Raw genomic sequence first — 17247 nt, 5'->3', positions numbered from 1 at the left:
TACCCCAGGCACAGCCTTCCCAAAGGACAAAGCATTGATGTTTTCTTTAGAAATTAGTTATCAGATTTTCCAAATCAATCAAACTTAATTTTAATAATCAAACTTTTTTCAACATGTAAAGTGTGAAGAGTGGTTGATATTAATGGTACGTGGAGGTTTAACTTTTAGTTTATGGCAAGGCGTTCACTAAAAGCATCTATCTTAGGGATTCAAAAAGCCAAAAAGGCATTTCAAGTTAGGGAATGGACGCAGGAATATTTAGCAAGTGAAGTTGGGCTAGAAACTCGGCAGCCAATTTGGAAGTTTTTTACAGGTAAGCCGATTGAGCGTCAAAACTTCATGGAAATTTGCTTTCAACTTGGTTTAGATTGGCAAGAGATTGCTGAACTACCAACTCAAAATTTACCAACGGAAAACAAACAAACCTTGAACGACTGCTGGGATATTAATACCTTAGTGCAAGTCGTGCGATCGCGTCGGAGCGAGAAAATTCAAGCTCAATGCGCTACTATGCGGTTGTTAGATATTGCCCAACCAGTTGAGCTAAAAGACATTTATGTCAATGTTTCTATTCTCAATAGCATAACAAGTCAAAGATGGTTAGATATCTTTGAATTGCAAGACTTGGTTCAAGAATTCGACTACTTTGGTTTAGGTGAAGTCTGTCAAGAACGTGTTAGCGCGATGCTTTCAGTTGCAACCTATCCCAAACTGATGATACTAGGTAAACCAGGTTCTGGGAAAACTACCTTTTTACAATATATTGCCCAACAATGTAATCAAGGCAAGTTTCTATCAGATAAAGTTCCGATTTTTATCCGGCTGAAAAACTTTGCCGAAGATGCAACAGAAATAGGCGACTTTAGTTTATTGAACTATATCATTCAAGAGCTTGCCTACTTCGACATTTGCGACCAGCAAATCCAAACATTACTCGCTCAGGGTAGACTGTTGATTCTACTGGATGGCTTGGATGAAGTTCCAGAAGATGATAGCGCCCAAATCATCAAAAAAATTCGCAAGTTATCTGAGGAGTATTACAAAAATCAGTTTATTATCACCTGTCGAATTGCTGCCCATCAGTACCGATTTGAAGGATTCACCGAAGTTGAGATTGCCGATTTTGATTTATCCCAAATCGAAGCCTTTGTCCAAAAGTGGTTTGTCAACATCAGCAGGAATGACAGGGAAAAAGGACAAGCCAAGGCTCGTCAGTTCATGCAAAAGTTGCAGTTATCGGAAAATCAGCAAATTCGAGAACTAGCCGTGACGCCGCTTTTGCTGAATCTGGCTTGTTGTGTGTTTCAAGCTCGTTCAGACTTTCCCGCAAGACGAGTCGAACTTTACAAACAAGGATTTCACATTTTACTCAATCGGTGGGATGAAGCCAGAAACATTAAACGCGATAAAATTCGTCGTCATTTGTCTTTACCTCATAAAGTCAAACTGCTGAGTGAAATTGCTGCTATAACCTTTAAGCAAGAACGTTACTTTTTTACAAAAAGCAATGTCCGGCAATATATCGCGGATTACCTCAGTAAGTTACTCACTGATGAAGTGAAGTCGGAAGTACTGCAACTCAGTAGTCAAACAGTACTGAAATCGTTTGAGGCACATGGACTACTAGTACAGCGGGCGCAGGGAGTTTACTCGTTCTCGCATCTAACTTTTCAAGAGTATTTAGTAGCGAGAAATATTGTTACTCATTCTGAACCAGAGATAGTAGAACAGAAATTGCTCTGGCTGCTTAACCATCTGCATGATCCCCGTTGGCATAAAATCTTTTTACTTACGGCTGGTATGTTAAGAGATGCCACGGAATTCCTTGAGTTAATCAAGCAACACGCTGATGGACTTGTGGGTTTTGATGAGCAATTGCAGGAATTTTTTATCTGGCTAAACCAGAAGTCCCTTTCAGTTAAAGCTCCTTACAAATCTGCAGCTATTCGTGCCTTTTACTTGTCACTAGTCCTTGTTGAAGATCTAACACTGAGCGATAATCTAGCTTTCTCCCTTGCCATCGATCCGAGCGTTGCTAATCATCTTGCCCCGGATTTAGCCATAGATCTCGCTCTTAGCCGTGCACTATCCCTAAGCCAGACTTTACCTTGCAATTCGCCTCTGGAAAGAGTTTTCGCCCTCAACTTTGCTCTTCCAGATGAGCAAACTCTTGTCAGTAAGCCTGAATTGCAGCGATCGCTGCAACAACTCAAAGAAGAATTACCTATGCCAGACAAAGGCACGCAGAGGTTAAAAGAATGGTGGAACGCTAATGGTAGTCAGACTTGGGCGAAAAAATTGAGGTTTGTAATGCTGAGAAATTGTAATATTGGTCACCAGTGGCAGTTCAGCGAGCAGCAGAAGAAAGTGCTCAAGCAGTATTATGCTGCCAACCAATTACTAGTAGATTGCCTCAAGAGCAGTTGTGAAGTCACAACCTTCGTGCGAGAGGAAATTTTGGAAACCTTGTTGTTACCTGTCAGCAGAACATCCACTTATGTATTAGAAGATTATAAATGTGCTGATGTTTATCAGTACGGTGCTTGAGCGAACTCGAAACAGAAACAGACCAAAGTTATACGTTAAGTCAAACGTTTTCTTGGACGCGATCGCAAACAAGACAGCTGGAAACTGTTTTCTGGTAAATAAATACAAACAAACTACAGTGTTACCAACACAGGGGTGCCCTGCGGGTGCATCGCAAAGAGCAGTTGGCGGGTTTTCTCACGTCAGCCTGTCCTACTCGAAAAACTGGCAAAACAAAACTGGTTTTGGTTGAGCAAACTAACCTGGCGTTTGGGCAAGAAGGCTACAAAATTTGGACTAACTTGGGAGGTCGTTTGCAAAACTTAACTTTGCCATCTTCTAGCTTCAGTTCTGAACTGGTTGCAAATAGGAAGGCAATTACAGTCAAGGGTAAGTTTTTCTTTCTTGGAGATCAAAAGATTTTCATCAAAGGAGTTAGCTACGGTCCGTTCTCCACCGGCACCCATGGTCACCCCTTTCCAGAAAAACCTGTTGTGGAGATAGACTTTGCCATGATGGCACAGCTAGGGGCTAACTGTCTACGGGTCTATACTGTTCCACCTGATTGGCTTTTGGATCTCGCTGCTGCTCATGGTCTAGTACTGCTCGTCGGCATACCCTGGACTCAGCATGTCGCCTTCCTTGACTCCTCTGCTGTCAAAGCAGAAATCCGTAACTGCATTGCTCAAGGAGTTAAAGCCTGCCGCGATCATCCCGCTACCTTTGCCTATTTGGTGGGCAATGAAATTCCTCCAGATGTTGTGCGATGGCATGGTCAAAAACAGGTTCGTGCTTTTGTCAAAGAGTTAATGGCAGTAGCGAAAGACAACCATTCACAAGGTCTGGTTAGCTATGCAAATTATCCCTGCACTGAGTATTTAAATATTGACTTCACTGACTTTGTATGCTTCAATGTCTACCTACATCAGGAAAAAGATTTTCGTCGTTATCTCTCCCGACTCCATAACTTAGCCGAGGATAAACCTTTGGTTCTAAGTGAATTTGGTGTGGACTCCATGCGTGAGGGAAATCAAGCCCAAGCTGAGATTCTCTCCCAGAAGTTGTCATCAAGTTTTTATATGGGAGCCGCAGGGACGATAGTCTTTTCTTGGACTGATGAGTGGTTTACTGGCGGATATGCAATTCAGGATTGGGCTTTTGGTTTGGTTGACACCGAACGACTCAAGAAGCCTGCGTTCGATACGGTGCAGCAGTATTACACAGCAGCTCTGCCACCAGTGCAACCCGAGTATCCCAAAGTCTCAGTGGTCGTCTGCGCTTACAATGCTGAGCGCACTATGGACAGTTGTTTAGCTTCTCTCAAAGAACTCAACTACCCTAATTATGAAGTGATCGTCGTCAATGATGGCTCGACTGATCAGACCTTAGAGATTACACAGCGCTACGACTACGTCCGCCTGATTAGCCAGGAAAATAAGGGACTAAGCGCCGCACGCAACGTTGGTATCGCCGCTGCAACAGGCGAAATTATTGCCTTTACCGATTCTGACTGTATGGCAGATCCAGATTGGCTCACTTATCTGGTGGCAAAGTTTCTCTCCTCAGGTTTGGCAGCAGTTGGTGGTCCAAACTTATCTCCCCCTGAGGACTCTCTTGTCCCAGCCTGCGTTGCTGTGTCTCCGGGTGTACCCACCCACGTACTTTTGAGCGATGAGATAGCCGAACATATTGCTGGCTGCAACATGGCTTTTCGTCGAGAAGCGCTACAGGACATTTGTGGCTTTGACTCCCAGTTTCGTGCTGCAGGTGACGATGTTGATCTTTGCTGGCGGCTGCAAGACAAAGGTTACGCGATTGGCTTCAGCCCAGCTGCAATAGTATGGCACTTTCGCCGTAACACGGTAGATGCGTATCTTAAGCAGCAGCGAGGCTATGGTAAGGCAGAGGCGCTGGTTTATTTTAAGCATCCCAACCGCTTTAACCTTTTTGGACAGCCTAGCTGGGCAGGGAGAATCTACGGAGATTTATCTGCATTTCTTCGTTTTGGGCAACCAAGTATTTACTCTGGTGTCTTTGGTCGCGGTTTGTTTCAAACACTATATGAGCCTTCCTCGTCCCTCATTTCTTACCTCCCTCTGACACTGGAGTGGAATGTGGTGGCTTTGATCGTGTTTGTGTCTGCACTGTTGTCTGGTGATCGCCCCTGGGTAGGTGCAGCAATGTTCTTGATCTCCTGTGTCTGGTGTATAGCTGGTGCCCTACAGGCACGGATTGACTCGCGTTTTCACGGAGCTAGGGCACGCCTACTTGTTGCTCTGTTAATCTACTTAGGTCCTCTTGTACGTAGTGTAGAGCGCTACCGCTGGCGTATTAAGCAACTCACCAAAGCGGAACCGATAAAGTTTGATAGACCGTAAATATAGCGATTTGGATTTGAATCTAATACATCAGGTAATGCAGTGGTGTTGGATATGGAAGCAGTTTCTAATCAAAAAACTCAAAAGCTCACTCAAAAGGAGTTGGTAAAATTTGTTCAATCAACGCACAGAATACATATTTCTTGGCGCGCTTGTGCCTATGAGTTGTCCTACTGGACAGACGAAGGATTGGAGAAGGAGAACCTTCTTCAAGAGGTCATGGATTTCCTGCTCTCCTACAAGTATTTCATTACTGTCGATCAAGGCTGGAGCAACTGGGATTTGGAGATTTATCGGGGGATCTGGTCAAAAATTCAAGTTAAAGTGTGCACTGAAAACCACGGCGGCAACAAGAGAGTGCTGAGGGTGCGTTGTGCACCAAGGATGTCACAATTTGCCACCATGGCCATAATTGGATATTTTCTTTACACAATCGTGGCAATCGTTCTCGGAATGCCAGAAATAGGTTTAGTTATATTTTTACTTGGTGTATTCAATAGCGCCATTATCTTATATCAGAACTTCCGTTTGGGGCGTATTCTCTACCACGTGCTAGAGATTGTCGCCAAAAAACTTCATCTCCAGCCAATACACGCAAAAAGCACTCACTCTGTCGTGCGAACCCTACAGCCACAATGACTACCGCAAAGTCCACTATTGATTTGAATATCCATCGACGGTTGCTACTCCAGGCAAAACCGTACTGGTCGCAAATTGTAGGTACTTTCCTGCTTGATTTGGTGTCAACTCCTCTGTTCCTGCTGACTCCTCTGCCGTTGCAGATCGCTGTTGACAATGTCCTTGGCTCCCAACCGCTGCCTAAATTCTTTGAAGCGTTGCTGCCAGAGGTCATCAAAAGTTCCAAGACAAATTTGCTTGTATTTGCTGTCAGCCTCGTGGTACTGATTGCCTTGGTACGTCCGCTTTTGGGAATTGGCAGTTCATTACTGCGAGCGTACACAGGCGAAAAAATGATTCTGGATTTTCGCTCTCGCCTGTTTCATCACGCTCAGGGCGTCTCACTTTCTTACCACGATACCAGAGGAACCTCCGACTCTGTATACCGCATTCAATACGATGCCCCTGCCATTGAATGGATCACAGTTGAGGGCATTATACCCTTATTAATCACGGGTTTTACCCTCATCGGCATGGTCTATGTGACTGTGCTGATTGACTGGGAACTAGCAGTGATTGCACTCGCTGTTTCACCTATTCTGTTTTTTGTCACAAAAACTTATAGTGGTCGTCTGCGCAGCAAATGGCTAGAGCATGAACACATGGCAAGCACAGCCATGTCGGTCATGCAGGAAGTGCTGGGAACGCTCCGTGTTGTCAAAGCATTTGGCAGAGAGGAGTACGAAAGGGATCGTTACTTGCGCCACTCCAAAAAAGCAGTTTGGGCACTTATCCGCGTTACCTTGATTCAGAATCTTGTTAGCTCCGTTGTTAACTTGAGTATTGCTATAGGAACAGCTGTCGTTCTTTTCATGGGTGTACGACATGTTCAAACAGGAATTTTGACCTTAGGGCAATTATTGTTAGTAAATTCCTATATTGCACAATTATACGGACCGCTACAAGCTCTCGGCAATCAAGTGACAGGACTGCAACGTTCACTCGCTAGTGCAGAAAGAGCTTTATCACTACTTGATGAACCACTAGATGTCCTTGAACGCAACAATGCCAAACAACTTTCTCGCGCCCGGGGAACTGTGGTCTACCGTAACGTCTGCTTTGGTTTCAATAATAACCAACCAGTTCTAGATAACATCTCCCTTGAGATTCCAGCAGGAACGCGCTTAGGCATTGTTGGCAGAACAGGCGCAGGTAAGACAACTCTGGTCAACTTGTTAATGCGTTTCTTTGACCCCACCAGCGGTGAGATTCTGCTTGATGGCGTAGATTTGCGTGACTACAAGCTAGCTGATTTACGCAACCAGTTTGCGATCGTCCTTCAAGAACCTGTACTCTTCTCGACCACAATTATTGAGAACATCGCCTATGCCCGCCCCGAAGCCAGCAATCAAGAAATTATAGCAGCAGCAAGAGCCGCTAACGCCCATGATTTTATCTCAAAACTACCCCAAGGCTACGAAACTCAAGTCGGAGAAAGGGGTATGTCCCTTTCAGGTGGAGAACGTCAACGCATCTCACTAGCCCGCGCCTTCCTGAAGAATGCCCCCATCCTGATTCTTGATGAACCCACCAGTTCAGTGGACACAAAAACCGAAGCCGCAATCATGGAAGCGATGGAACGCCTTATGCACAAGCGCACCACCTTTATGATTGCTCACCGCTTAACCACACTGGAAAACTGCGACATGCTCTTAGAACTTGAGAATGGACAAATCGTTAGTGTGACTAAAGACGTGTCAAACGCAATTAAAAATCGGCTTGCACTTGGTGAACACAACACTAACATTAACGAGGATTTAGAGGAGCTTATATGAGCGTCAAAGTCTGCCTCTACGCCAAAACCCTCTACTATCCTACAGGTGGCGGTCACCTGTGGGTCTATCTCAACTGGGCTTTAGGACTACGCGCCCTTGGTTGTCAAGTGATTTGGCTGGAAGCAGTTTTCCCTTGGACAAGCGCACCAGAGGTGCAAGCGTTGGTAACTGCTTTAAAACATAACTTAGAGCCATACGGCTTAGCAGAATCGGTAGCGCTTTGCTGTGCTGATGATCAGCCGTTACCTGAAACTGTACAAAGTGATTGCTTAGATCTCGAAGCAGCAACTGAGGCAGATTTACTGCTGAACATGAGATACGGTATGCCCTCCGATGTCGTCAAGCGCTTCCGACGATCCGTCTTACTAGATATCGATCCTGGTCTGTTGCAAACCTGGATCAGCGCCAGAACTCTAGAAGTCGCGCCCCATGACATGTACTTCACTATCGGCGAAACGGTTGGTAAACCAGGCACTCAGATTCCAGACTTAGGACTGGAGTGGCATTATACGCCCCCATGCGTGGCACTAAATTGGTGGACACCGCACCCAACAACTGCAGATGCACCCTTTACCACTGTTTCACACTGGAGTGGTGACGAATGGATGGAAGACAAAGGTGAGGTTTACACCAACGATAAACGAACTGGCTTCCTGCCATATTTTGACTTACCACAACAGACAAACCAGGCGCTAGAATTAGCGCTTTGCCTAGGAGATAACGAACAAAACGAGGTAATAACGCTACAGGAAAAAGGTTGGCGTATCCGTCACTCCCTAGAAATTTCATCCACACCCCAGGACTACCAGCATTACATTCAGAACTCCCGAGGCGAATTTAGCTGTGTCAAACCATCCTGTATTCGGTTGCAAAACGCTTGGATTAGCGATCGCACCATCTGCTATCTAGCCAGTGGTAAGCCCGCCATCGTTCAGAATACAGGTCCAAGCCAGTTTCTTCCAGATTCCGCCGGACTCTTTCGCTTCAACAATTTGGAGCAAGCAACCCGCTGCTTAGAAAAGATAGCCGCTGATTATGAACAACAATGCCATTTAGCTCGTGCACTCGCAGAAGAATACTTTGACGCCCAGAAAGTGACTAAACATTTACTGGAAAAGGTATTTTTATAAAAATTTCATGTGTAATAAAAAGCATTTTAAGTTTGTTCTTTTTTTCTTGGCGTTCTTGGCGTCTTGGCGGTTTTTTATCAATTTATAAGTATTTTTTCACAAAGTTAAGTCTAAAGTTATACAGTATGAGGTGAGCCGTGGAATATTCCGCAAGCACTAACCAAACAAGCGATCGCACCATAGCAATTTTAAGTTTTCACAAGATTGGTGAGCCGCCTCCCAATGGTTGGGAGTCATGGTTCTACATACCAGAAACAACATTTGTTGACCACTTAACCTACCTCCAGAAAAATAACTGGCAAGTTATCGACCTAGCAACCTTCCTGCAAGGTCTGACTACACCAGAAATCTTACCCAAACGCTCTGCGCTACTAACCTTTGATGACGGCTATCAGTCGATGCTAACGACTGTAGTTCCCTTGTTGCTCAAATTTGCATATCCCAGCGTCATCTTCGTACCAACTGACTTCATTGGAAAACATAACTCTTTCGATACCGACTGTGAACCCGAAGAACCAATCTGTACTTGGGATGAACTGCGTCAACTAGAACGTTCTAACGTTTCCGTCCAACCTCATGGAGTCACACATCGGGCATTTTCCTACCTATCCCTTGCCGAACAAGAAGAAGAACTGTCCCGCTCCAAAGCTACCCTAGAAGCTGGGCTGAAAAAGCCCGTCGATATCTTTTGTTACCCCTATGGAGATGATGGACAAGACCCCCAAACCATCAAAAAAGTCCTGCAACGAGTTGGATATCAAGCAGCCTGCCTCTATGGCGGTGATCCTGTTTCTGTAGCCGAGGCGAGCGCCAATCCATATCGTTTACCACGCTTAGCCATGGGACCAGATACTGATTTGCAAGCAATCTTAAACCCAGAAGCAGTTCCCTCTGTTGTTTTCCAATCATAAGTACTAACCCTCACCAACCACATACACTTGTGAGCAGAAAAATATTTCTCCCTCACTCCCTCTCTTCCTCTGCGTCACGCCAGGTGCTTCAAGTCGGGAAACCCGCCCAACGCACTGGCTCCTCTGCGCCTCTGCGGTTTTTTAATTCTTCAGAATAAACCAGAAACAATATCACTCCCATTTTCCAATCAGCCACCAATGTCTTCAAAACTTCGGATCATCGTCACAGGACTCGTCGGCTTATACCCAGTCGGCGGAGTAGCTTGGGATTATCTACAGTACGTCATCGGTCTGGCACAGTTGGGACACGATGTCTATTATCACGAAGACACGTGGAGCTGGCCATACCATCCGCTCAACAAAACTTATACCTCCGAAGGCAACTACTCAGCACAGTACATTAGGGATTTTTTCAACCACTACGCGCCAGAACTGCTTGAACGGTGGCATTACCTCCACCTGCACTCAACCAGCTTTGGAATGAATCAGGCAGAATTCGACGAAGTTGCACGAACCGCTGATGTCTTTTTAAATGTCAGTGGAGCCTGCATAATTCCTGATAACCTCTCGTCGCGCTGTGTAAAAATCTTCCTCGACACAGATCCAGGCTATAACCAGCTTATGCTCAGCGAGCGCTTCGACTGGTCAGAGAACGTAGAGCGGTGGTGTACTCAGGTGGCTGCCCACGATCAACACTTCACCTACGCAGAAAACATCTACAGCACAAAATGCATCATTCCAAAGGTAGATTTTGAGTGGAAGACGACGCGGATGCCAGTTGTCATGGATTTGTGGGAGCAAGTCGCACGAGTGGAACCGCCTCAGATGGAAGCGTGGACAACAGTCATGACTTGGAACGCGTTCAAGGGAAAGCTGGTTTACAAGGGTGTGGAGTATAAGAGCAAAGGAAGTGAGTTTGAGAAAGTGCTTTCATTGCCCCAACACACGAGTGTACCGCTCAAAGTAGCAGTAGGTGGTGTGAATGCTCCACTGGCGCGGTTAGCAAACGCAGGGTGGAATGTGGTGGATGGACCAACCGTCACTTTAACACCGGAAAGTTATCAGAAGTTTATCGCCAACTCACGCGGTGAGCTTTCGTCTGCTAAGCACGTTTACGTCGCAATGTCTAGTGGTTGGTTTAGTTGCCGTTCCGCTTGCTACTTGGCTGGTGCTCGTCCTGTTGTTGTTCAGGATACTGGCTTTACGGAGGTCTTTCCAGTGGGAGAAGGTCTTTTAACCTTCAAAACGCAGGAGGAAGCTGTTGCTGCTATTCATAATGTTGAAGCAAACTATACATTGCATGCAAAAACAGCACGTGATATTGCGTATGAATATTTCGATTCAGAAAAAGTACTGAGAAATTTTATAGAGAAAGTAAATCATTAGGGATTTTAGGTCATGTCTGAAACAAGAGTAACTGTAGCAATTCCTACTTACAATCGAGCCTCCTTACTCAAATTTAGTCTTGAGAGTGTTTTGGCACAGGATTATCCAGATTTTCAGGTTTTAGTCTTGGACAATGCCTCGGATGACGACACAGAAGCAGTTGTGCGCTCGTTCGCCCAGCAGGATGAACGAATCACTTACATCCGCAATCAGACTAATATTGGTGTGCTGGGTAACTGGAACCGCGCGATCGAACTCAACACCAGCCCTTACTTAACAATTTTGAGCGATGATGATTTGATGCTCCCAGGATTGATTAGCGAATCTGTCCAGGCGTTGGATGAGCATGCGCAAGTCGCGTTCTCGTTCGCCTTAGTCCGGTTCATTGATATTGATGGTAATTTATTACACTTTCAAGAGACAAAAAAGATAGCAGATGGTGTGATCAACGGTCTAGATTTTCTGGAACAGACTGTCTCCTGGCAGGGTTGTCCTGTTTATACCTCAAGTATTTTTCTACGGAAGTCAGCGCTGGCAGTTGTTGGATCGTTCGACAGCCCCCACACCAAGCATACATTCGACTTGACGATGGTTTACCGCATGACAGCGCACTTCGATATCCTGTTCTTGCGGAAGGAACTTGTCCACGTCCGTCTGCACCCAGGACAGATTACAGAAACTGACTGGCGCTATGACCGCAATGGACCGGTTGGGGTGATGGCTGAGATAATTGATGCTGTGAGTTACCTGTTGGAGAGCGATCGCGCCGCAGATCCAGAATATCGCAAATGGTTAGCAGAACGCCTCCTCGCCCTTAACGCCCGACAAAGCGAATTTGCACACTTGGCTTTGCCATATATGCAGCATACCTGGGAAGAACGATTGCAGTTTGCAACTCAGGAAGTCGCGAAGCTGATACCACCTGATGAAAGCTTTATCCTGGTTGATGATGGTCAGTGGCAATATGAGGCGATCGCTGGTGGACGTGCTATTCCCTTTGTAGAAAAAGATGGGCTGTATTGGGGACCACCAGAAGATGACACAACCGCTATCGAGGAAGTTGAACGGTGGGAACAAAAGGGAGTGAAGTTTATTGTCTTTGGGTGGCCATCCTTCTGGTGGTTTGATTACTACTCTGGATTCTACCGTCACCTACGCTCTCGCTACCCTCGTGTGTTTAAGAATAGCCGTCTCGTCGTATTCGACCTCCAGTCATGAAACAGACATTACCACACTTGTTACAAAAAAACGTCGATTCAGTCAGCCGTCTGCGGATCGTCGTCCTCGGCTATATTGTGCGCGGACCTTTAGGCGGTATGGCTTGGCATCCTCTCCAATACGTTATGGGTTTAGCTAGCCTGGGTCATGACGTGTACTTTATTGAGGATAGTGATGATTATCCCTCTTGCTACGACCCGGTTCGGGGGCTTACGGATACTGACCCTACCTATGGCTTACAGTTTGCTAACAGCATTTTTGAGCAAGTCGGACTGGGCGATCGCTGGGCTTATTACGACGCCCATACAAACTCCTGGCTAGGATCATGTGCTGACCGAATCGGGGAAATTTGTGCAACAGCCGATTTGCTGTTGAACATCAATGGAGTTAATCCTGTGCGTTCTTGGTGGGAACAGATTCCTGAGCGTGCTTTGATTGAGGGAGATTCGGTTTTTACTCAAATTCGGCACATAACCGATCCAGTCGCCCGCAAGCAAGCTTGTCAACATACAGCTTTCTTCTCTTGTTCAGAAAACATCGGTCTTGCCCAATGTTCTATTCCCGACGATGGGTTTCCCTGGCAACCCACGCGTGTACCAATAGTTCTAGATGCTTGGCCAGTCACACCTTTTGTGTCTGATTCCCAAGGCAAATTTACAACGGTTATGCAATGGGAAAGTTACCCAGCACGAGAATACAATGGTATCTCCTACGGCTTAAAGGCAGACTCATTCGCTTCCTATATCAATTTACCAGAGCGGGTAGGATCTATTTTGGAGTTAGCAGTGAGTGGAGCTAAGACACCCAGCAACTTGCTTGCAAGCAAAGGCTGGGAGTTACGAGAACCACCAACTCAGACTCCTTGGACTTATCAACAATACATTCAGCAATCCAAGGCAGAATTTAGTGTAGCTAAGCACGCCTTTGTGATTAGCAACTGTGGTTTGTTTTATGATCGCAGCGCTTCATATCTTGCCAGCGGTCGTCCTGTGGTGGTTCAAGAGACAGGCTTTTCCGATTGGCTACCAACAGGAGAAGGAGTGATGGCATTTCGTAACTTGGAGGAGGCGATCGCCTCAATTGAAGAGATTAACAGCCGCTACGAGTTCCACTGCAAAGCCGCCCGAGCCATTGCCGAAGAGTATTTTGACGCCCGTAAAACTCTATCTCGTCTGATTGAATGCATAATGAATTCTACAGCAGAAAGCAGGAACCACCCGAGCAGTTAACTTTTAATTCTTAAGGCTTAATAAAAACTGTACTGAGTTCTGTTTAAAAATCAAATAAGAATCCTATATGATGGCATAAAGCATACAAAATCTTATACTGCCAAAAAAACGGCTTCAAGCTGCGGGTGCTTAAGAAGAACACAGAAGACAGAACGATAGTTACAGAATATCCCCAGGATTTTATCCGTGGGGATTTGAACGCGGAAGACTTTCTTTTTTTCCACGAATCAATTCTGGGGCTTGGAACCAGTTCTCACCGAACCAGAACTCTTAATTCAGCAAGGAGAAAACGGGTTTAACATTCTGACTTGTGAGTTCTGACTCCTGAGTTCTTTGTTGGTCAAGAATCTCCCCAAATCAATAGCCATCACCTGTGAGGTTTTTATGATGGGGCACTACCAAAAAAAGAAATTTAAAACTGGAATTCAATGGCTAGCGTGGTCAGGGGTTCTAGCGGCGCTCAGCGCTGGCGGCTATTTAACCTACTTCCTAGTTGTGAATCGACCTCCCGAAGCAGTCGCAGTAAGCTTGGTCACGGTGGAGCGAGGCAATGTTGAAACCGCAATCAATGAGAGCGGTACTGTTGAACTACGCGAACAGAGGGTAGTCAAGTCCCCAACCGATGGTGCAGTGGAACGGGTATTGGTAAAGCCAGGGCAGAAAGTAAGGTCTGGTCAAGTGCTACTCACGTTGCGTTATCCTGAGCGAAAAGTTGCCATTGCCAAGCATGAATTGGAGATTCGGGAACAGGAATTTACCGTGGTACGCAATCGTGAGAAAATTGTCGAAGCCCAGCAGCAACTCACAGCCGAACAACGGGAACTCAGCAAACTTTCATCTCTGGCCAAAGTGGGAGCTGTTGCTCAACAACAAGTTCAAAAGCAGGAAGACACAGTGCGTGCAGACCAGGCAAAAGTGCGAGATGCTCAGGCAGAGGCACGTATCAGCGCTCTCAAGCTTGAGAGTCTGGAACTGGAGCGCCAACGCATTCAGCAGCAACTCAAAGATACCATTGTGAGTGCGCCGTTTGATAGTGCAGTTTTGGGTGTTTATGTCAAGGATGGTGATGGGGTTCAGTTCCGCACTAACTTGCTCACTTTAGGCGACCTTAAGGAAGTACTGGTCAAGCTTCAGCTTTCCACCCTCAACGCAGCCCGAGTCCGGGTGAACCAAGTTGCCCGCGTGAATGCGATCGGACCATCAGCACAGAAGTTCACCGGACGTGTGCAAAGTTTGTATCCTCAAGCACTCACACCTGAAGAAACTCAGAAACAGGAGGGCGGCAGCCAAAACCAATCGACTCAATCGGTGGTGCCTGCTACGGTGCTGCTTGATACCCCTACTAGCAAATTGCTCCCTGGTAGCCGGGTGAATGTTGAGGTTGTTTTAGAACAACGACAAAACGTAGTCGTTTTGAGTACAGAAGCGATTCAACGCTCTGAAGCACAGCCCTTTGTCTGGGTTCGGGATAGTCAAAATAAAGCCCAGAAACGAACCATCAACCTGGGATTGGAGGGGTTAGTAACCGTAGAAGTGACCTCTGGTTTGCGTGCTGGCGAACAGATTATAGTGCCGCCTGCCCAGTCGCAACTCAAGCCAGGAACACCAGTTACCCCTTCTGAGGGAACTCAAGAATGAACTACCCAGACCTACTTCGTTGAGGTCTGGGTTTCTGCACCCAAACCAGTAGATCCAGATTTTTGACGTTTCGTTTGCCCTAGTTGCTTCATGCTTCCAGCCTTTTTGGTGGTGCGTGAAGTAGAGCTAGCCGCATCAGCGTCTGCGAGGTTCGTTCCAAGCCCCGTCAGATTTCCTCTTGCCCAGTAAAGCATGACCTCGGCTGCAGCTATATCCCTGTCTTGCACATATCCACAAGATCTGCACTCGTGCACTCTGACATCGAGCGTTTTCTTGTGTTGATGCCCACATTTGGGACAGGTTTGGCTGGGTTTTACTTTCTTGGTGGGGACTTCGATGAACACGCCACCGACTTGTTCTACTTTGTACTTTATAGTACTACGAAGCATTCCAAACCCTACATCAAGAATGGATTTGTTTAACCCAGCTTTTTGCTTCCTACGTTTAGCCTTTTTTGCTTTACTAGTCATATTTTTGACTTCTAGTTTTTCGGTTGCAACGAAGCTATTACTGCTTACTATTTCTGCTGCAACTTGATGAACCCAATTTTGACGCTGTAAGCCAACTTTTCGAGTAAGTTTGCTGACTTTTGATTGGGCTTTCTTCCATCTTCTAGAAGCTTTGATTTTTTTCTTTCTATTTGGTGCTCGTTTCCGTCTTTTCTCAATAGATGCTTTCTTGATCTGACGTTCCGCGTTCCTCAAGAACTTTGGAGCGTCAATTTGTTGATGGTTTTCTCCGTCAGTGATTGACAGTGCTGATTTACAACCCAAGTCAATACCAACTGCACCAGATGGCAAGGCCTCAAGCTTTAACGCTTGATCTGGAACATCAACAGTGATAGATGCGTACCACTTACGATTGCGGTAAACAATCGTGCAAGTTGTCGGCTTGCCCCAGTACTTGGCTTTGCCGCGCATCTGAACCCGACCGATTTTTGACAGATTCAAATACCCGTCTTCACCATTGGACTCAACTTTGAATCCTGCACCGTCTGGGTAAGTCCAAGCCGAATAGTGCCTGATTGACTTGAATCTTGGGCGATTGCCTAGTACAGCACGGCGTAAGTTAACCAGGTATTACTGTGGGAGAATGAGTAATTAGATTAAAAGTAGTTTTTGCTGAGAAGCGGAGAATTAGGATGTGGCAGGATTAGCTCCAAAACAATTAAACTTAAGCGATGGCGATCGCTCAGAACTGCAAGAGTTGGTAAACCGACACAATACAGGGCAACAAATAGTACTACGTGCAAAAATAATTCTTCTAGCGTCAGAGGGGAAAAATAATGGCGAAATTGCTCGAACATTAAATATAAGTCTGGATATGGCTCGTTTATGGCGAAACCGATGGTTTAAAACTAGCGATAAAAAGTTGCCTACTTTTGAGAGACTACGAGATTCGGAGCGTATTGGGGCACCAGTAAAATTTAGTATGGAGCAAGTAATCAAACTGTTTGCCCTTGCATGTTCAAAACCCGAAGACTACGGACGACCAATAAGTCATTGGACACCAAGAGAACTAGCAGACGAAATTATAAAGCAAGGGATTATTGAAAGCATATCTGTCCGCCATGTTGGAAGATTACTAGAAGAGGCAGAACTTAAACCCCACCAGAGTAGTTACTGGTTAACCCCCCCCTAAGGACGAAGAATTTGACGTAAAAGTTGAAGATATTACTGGTTTATACATAAGTGCGATTGAACGTTATCAAAACGCAGAGCGTACAATATCAATTGATGAAATGACGGGTATTCAAGCTACAGAGCGTCTAGAAAAAGATTTACCGATGCGACCTGGTAAAGTTGAAAGAAGGGAGTTTGAGTATATTCGTCACGGTACACAGAGTTTAATTGCTAATTTTGATGTCGCTACTGGTAAGATTATCGAGCCTACTTGTGGAGATTCTCGAACAGAAGTTGATTTTGTTCTCAATATTCGTCGAATCATTGAAAGTGAACCCAATGCTAAAAAATGGCATCTAATCATGGATTGTCTGAATACGCATCAGTCTGAATCGCTGGTTCGTTTGGTTGCAGAAAAAGAAGGTTTGAATATCGATCTGGGTATTAAAGGAAAAAGGGGAATACTCAAATCCATGAAATCCCGTGCTGCTTTTTTAAGTGACAAAACACATCGAATTGTTTTCCATTACACCCCTAAACACTCTTCTTGGCTCAACCAGATTGAAATTTGGTTCAGTATTTTGGTTCGTAAGTTACTTCAGCGTGCTAGCTTCAAGAGTCAGGATGACCTAAAAACCCGAATTCTTGAATTTATCGACTACTTTAATAAAACAATGGCTAAACCTTTTCAGTGGACATATAAGGGTAAAGTGTTAGCTGTCTAATACTTGGTTTATTTACGCCGTGCTGTACTAG

At 45.5% G+C, this 17247-nt stretch carries 13 protein-coding genes; 12 read left to right on the top strand and 1 reads right to left on the bottom strand.

Annotation, left to right across the window (positions count from 1 at the left end):
- Nucleotides 1-171: 171 nt before the first annotated feature.
- The 10 genes from DP114_RS29585 (at nucleotide 172) to DP114_RS29540 (ending at nucleotide 14869) form a co-directional block, all read left to right on the top strand.
- Complete coding sequence (locus DP114_RS29585; protein WP_171977817.1) at nucleotides 172-2547, top strand: NACHT domain-containing protein; 2376 nt, start codon at nucleotides 172-174, stop codon at nucleotides 2545-2547.
- 146 nt (nucleotides 2548-2693) lie between these two features.
- Nucleotides 2694-4904: a glycosyltransferase gene (locus DP114_RS29580; RefSeq protein ID WP_246162879.1), complete on the top strand. Its 2211-nt coding sequence runs from the start codon at nucleotides 2694-2696 to the stop codon at nucleotides 4902-4904.
- A gap of 54 nt (nucleotides 4905-4958) precedes the next feature.
- On the top strand, nucleotides 4959-5543 hold the full coding sequence (locus DP114_RS29575; protein WP_171977816.1) for a hypothetical protein: 585 nt from the start codon (nucleotides 4959-4961) through the stop codon (nucleotides 5541-5543).
- The gene (locus DP114_RS29570) at nucleotides 5540-7357 is read left to right on the top strand and encodes an ABC transporter ATP-binding protein (protein WP_171977815.1); all 1818 of its coding nucleotides are present in this window, start codon (nucleotides 5540-5542) and stop codon (nucleotides 7355-7357) included. The genes DP114_RS29575 and DP114_RS29570 overlap by 4 nt, the downstream gene beginning before the upstream one ends.
- A complete protein-coding gene (locus DP114_RS29565) occupies nucleotides 7354-8487 on the top strand; it encodes a glycosyltransferase (RefSeq protein ID WP_171977814.1) in 1134 nt (377 codons plus the stop codon). The genes DP114_RS29570 and DP114_RS29565 overlap by 4 nt, the downstream gene beginning before the upstream one ends.
- A gap of 137 nt (nucleotides 8488-8624) precedes the next feature.
- Nucleotides 8625-9398 (top strand): polysaccharide deacetylase family protein, encoded by a 774-nt coding sequence (locus DP114_RS29560; protein ID WP_171977813.1) that lies wholly within the window; start codon nucleotides 8625-8627, stop codon nucleotides 9396-9398.
- 198 nt (nucleotides 9399-9596) lie between these two features.
- Complete coding sequence (locus DP114_RS29555; RefSeq protein WP_171977812.1) at nucleotides 9597-10784, top strand: glycosyltransferase family 1 protein; 1188 nt, start codon at nucleotides 9597-9599, stop codon at nucleotides 10782-10784.
- Nucleotides 10785-10796: 12 nt separating this feature from the next.
- On the top strand, nucleotides 10797-12002 hold the full coding sequence (locus DP114_RS29550; RefSeq protein WP_171977811.1) for a glycosyltransferase family 2 protein: 1206 nt from the start codon (nucleotides 10797-10799) through the stop codon (nucleotides 12000-12002).
- The gene (locus DP114_RS29545) at nucleotides 11999-13231 is read left to right on the top strand and encodes a hypothetical protein (protein WP_171977810.1); all 1233 of its coding nucleotides are present in this window, start codon (nucleotides 11999-12001) and stop codon (nucleotides 13229-13231) included. Before DP114_RS29550 ends, DP114_RS29545 begins: the two co-directional genes overlap by 4 nt.
- A 384-nt stretch (nucleotides 13232-13615) precedes the next feature.
- Nucleotides 13616-14869: an efflux RND transporter periplasmic adaptor subunit gene (locus DP114_RS29540; RefSeq protein ID WP_211178563.1), complete on the top strand. Its 1254-nt coding sequence runs from the start codon at nucleotides 13616-13618 to the stop codon at nucleotides 14867-14869.
- A gap of 11 nt (nucleotides 14870-14880) precedes the next feature.
- On the opposite strand, the gene DP114_RS29535 is transcribed toward DP114_RS29540, so the two are convergent.
- Nucleotides 14881-15945, bottom strand: coding sequence for an RNA-guided endonuclease InsQ/TnpB family protein (locus DP114_RS29535; protein ID WP_370460806.1), 1065 nt, complete (start codon nucleotides 15943-15945; stop codon nucleotides 14881-14883).
- Nucleotides 15946-16012: 67 nt separating this feature from the next.
- Between DP114_RS29535 and DP114_RS29530 the strand changes: the two genes are divergently transcribed.
- Entirely contained in the window at nucleotides 16013-16510 is a 498-nt protein-coding gene (locus DP114_RS29530) for a helix-turn-helix domain-containing protein (RefSeq protein ID WP_169263472.1), read from the top strand.
- Between the two features lie 31 nt (nucleotides 16511-16541).
- Nucleotides 16542-17216 (top strand): transposase, encoded by a 675-nt coding sequence (locus tag DP114_RS29525; protein ID WP_256379389.1) that lies wholly within the window; start codon nucleotides 16542-16544, stop codon nucleotides 17214-17216.
- Nucleotides 17217-17247: the final 31 nt, after the last annotated feature.

The sequence above is a fragment of the Brasilonema sennae CENA114 genome, from assembly GCF_006968745.1.
GTDB lineage: Bacteria > Cyanobacteriota > Cyanobacteriia > Cyanobacteriales > Nostocaceae > Brasilonema > Brasilonema sennae.
This window is presented reverse-complemented; position numbering and strand designations above follow the sequence as displayed.

Coding starts and splice junctions, on each gene's coding strand:
- DP114_RS29585 (WP_171977817.1), top strand. CDS start 172: ATGGCAAGGCGTTCACTAAAAGCATCTATCTTAGGGATTCAAAAAGCC.
- DP114_RS29575 (WP_171977816.1), top strand. CDS start 4,959: ATGGAAGCAGTTTCTAATCAAAAAACTCAAAAGCTCACTCAAAAGGAG.
- DP114_RS29570 (WP_171977815.1), top strand. CDS start 5,540: ATGACTACCGCAAAGTCCACTATTGATTTGAATATCCATCGACGGTTG.
- DP114_RS29565 (WP_171977814.1), top strand. CDS start 7,354: ATGAGCGTCAAAGTCTGCCTCTACGCCAAAACCCTCTACTATCCTACA.
- DP114_RS29555 (WP_171977812.1), top strand. CDS start 9,597: ATGTCTTCAAAACTTCGGATCATCGTCACAGGACTCGTCGGCTTATAC.
- DP114_RS29550 (WP_171977811.1), top strand. CDS start 10,797: ATGTCTGAAACAAGAGTAACTGTAGCAATTCCTACTTACAATCGAGCC.
- DP114_RS29545 (WP_171977810.1), top strand. CDS start 11,999: ATGAAACAGACATTACCACACTTGTTACAAAAAAACGTCGATTCAGTC.
- DP114_RS29540 (WP_211178563.1), top strand. CDS start 13,616: ATGATGGGGCACTACCAAAAAAAGAAATTTAAAACTGGAATTCAATGG.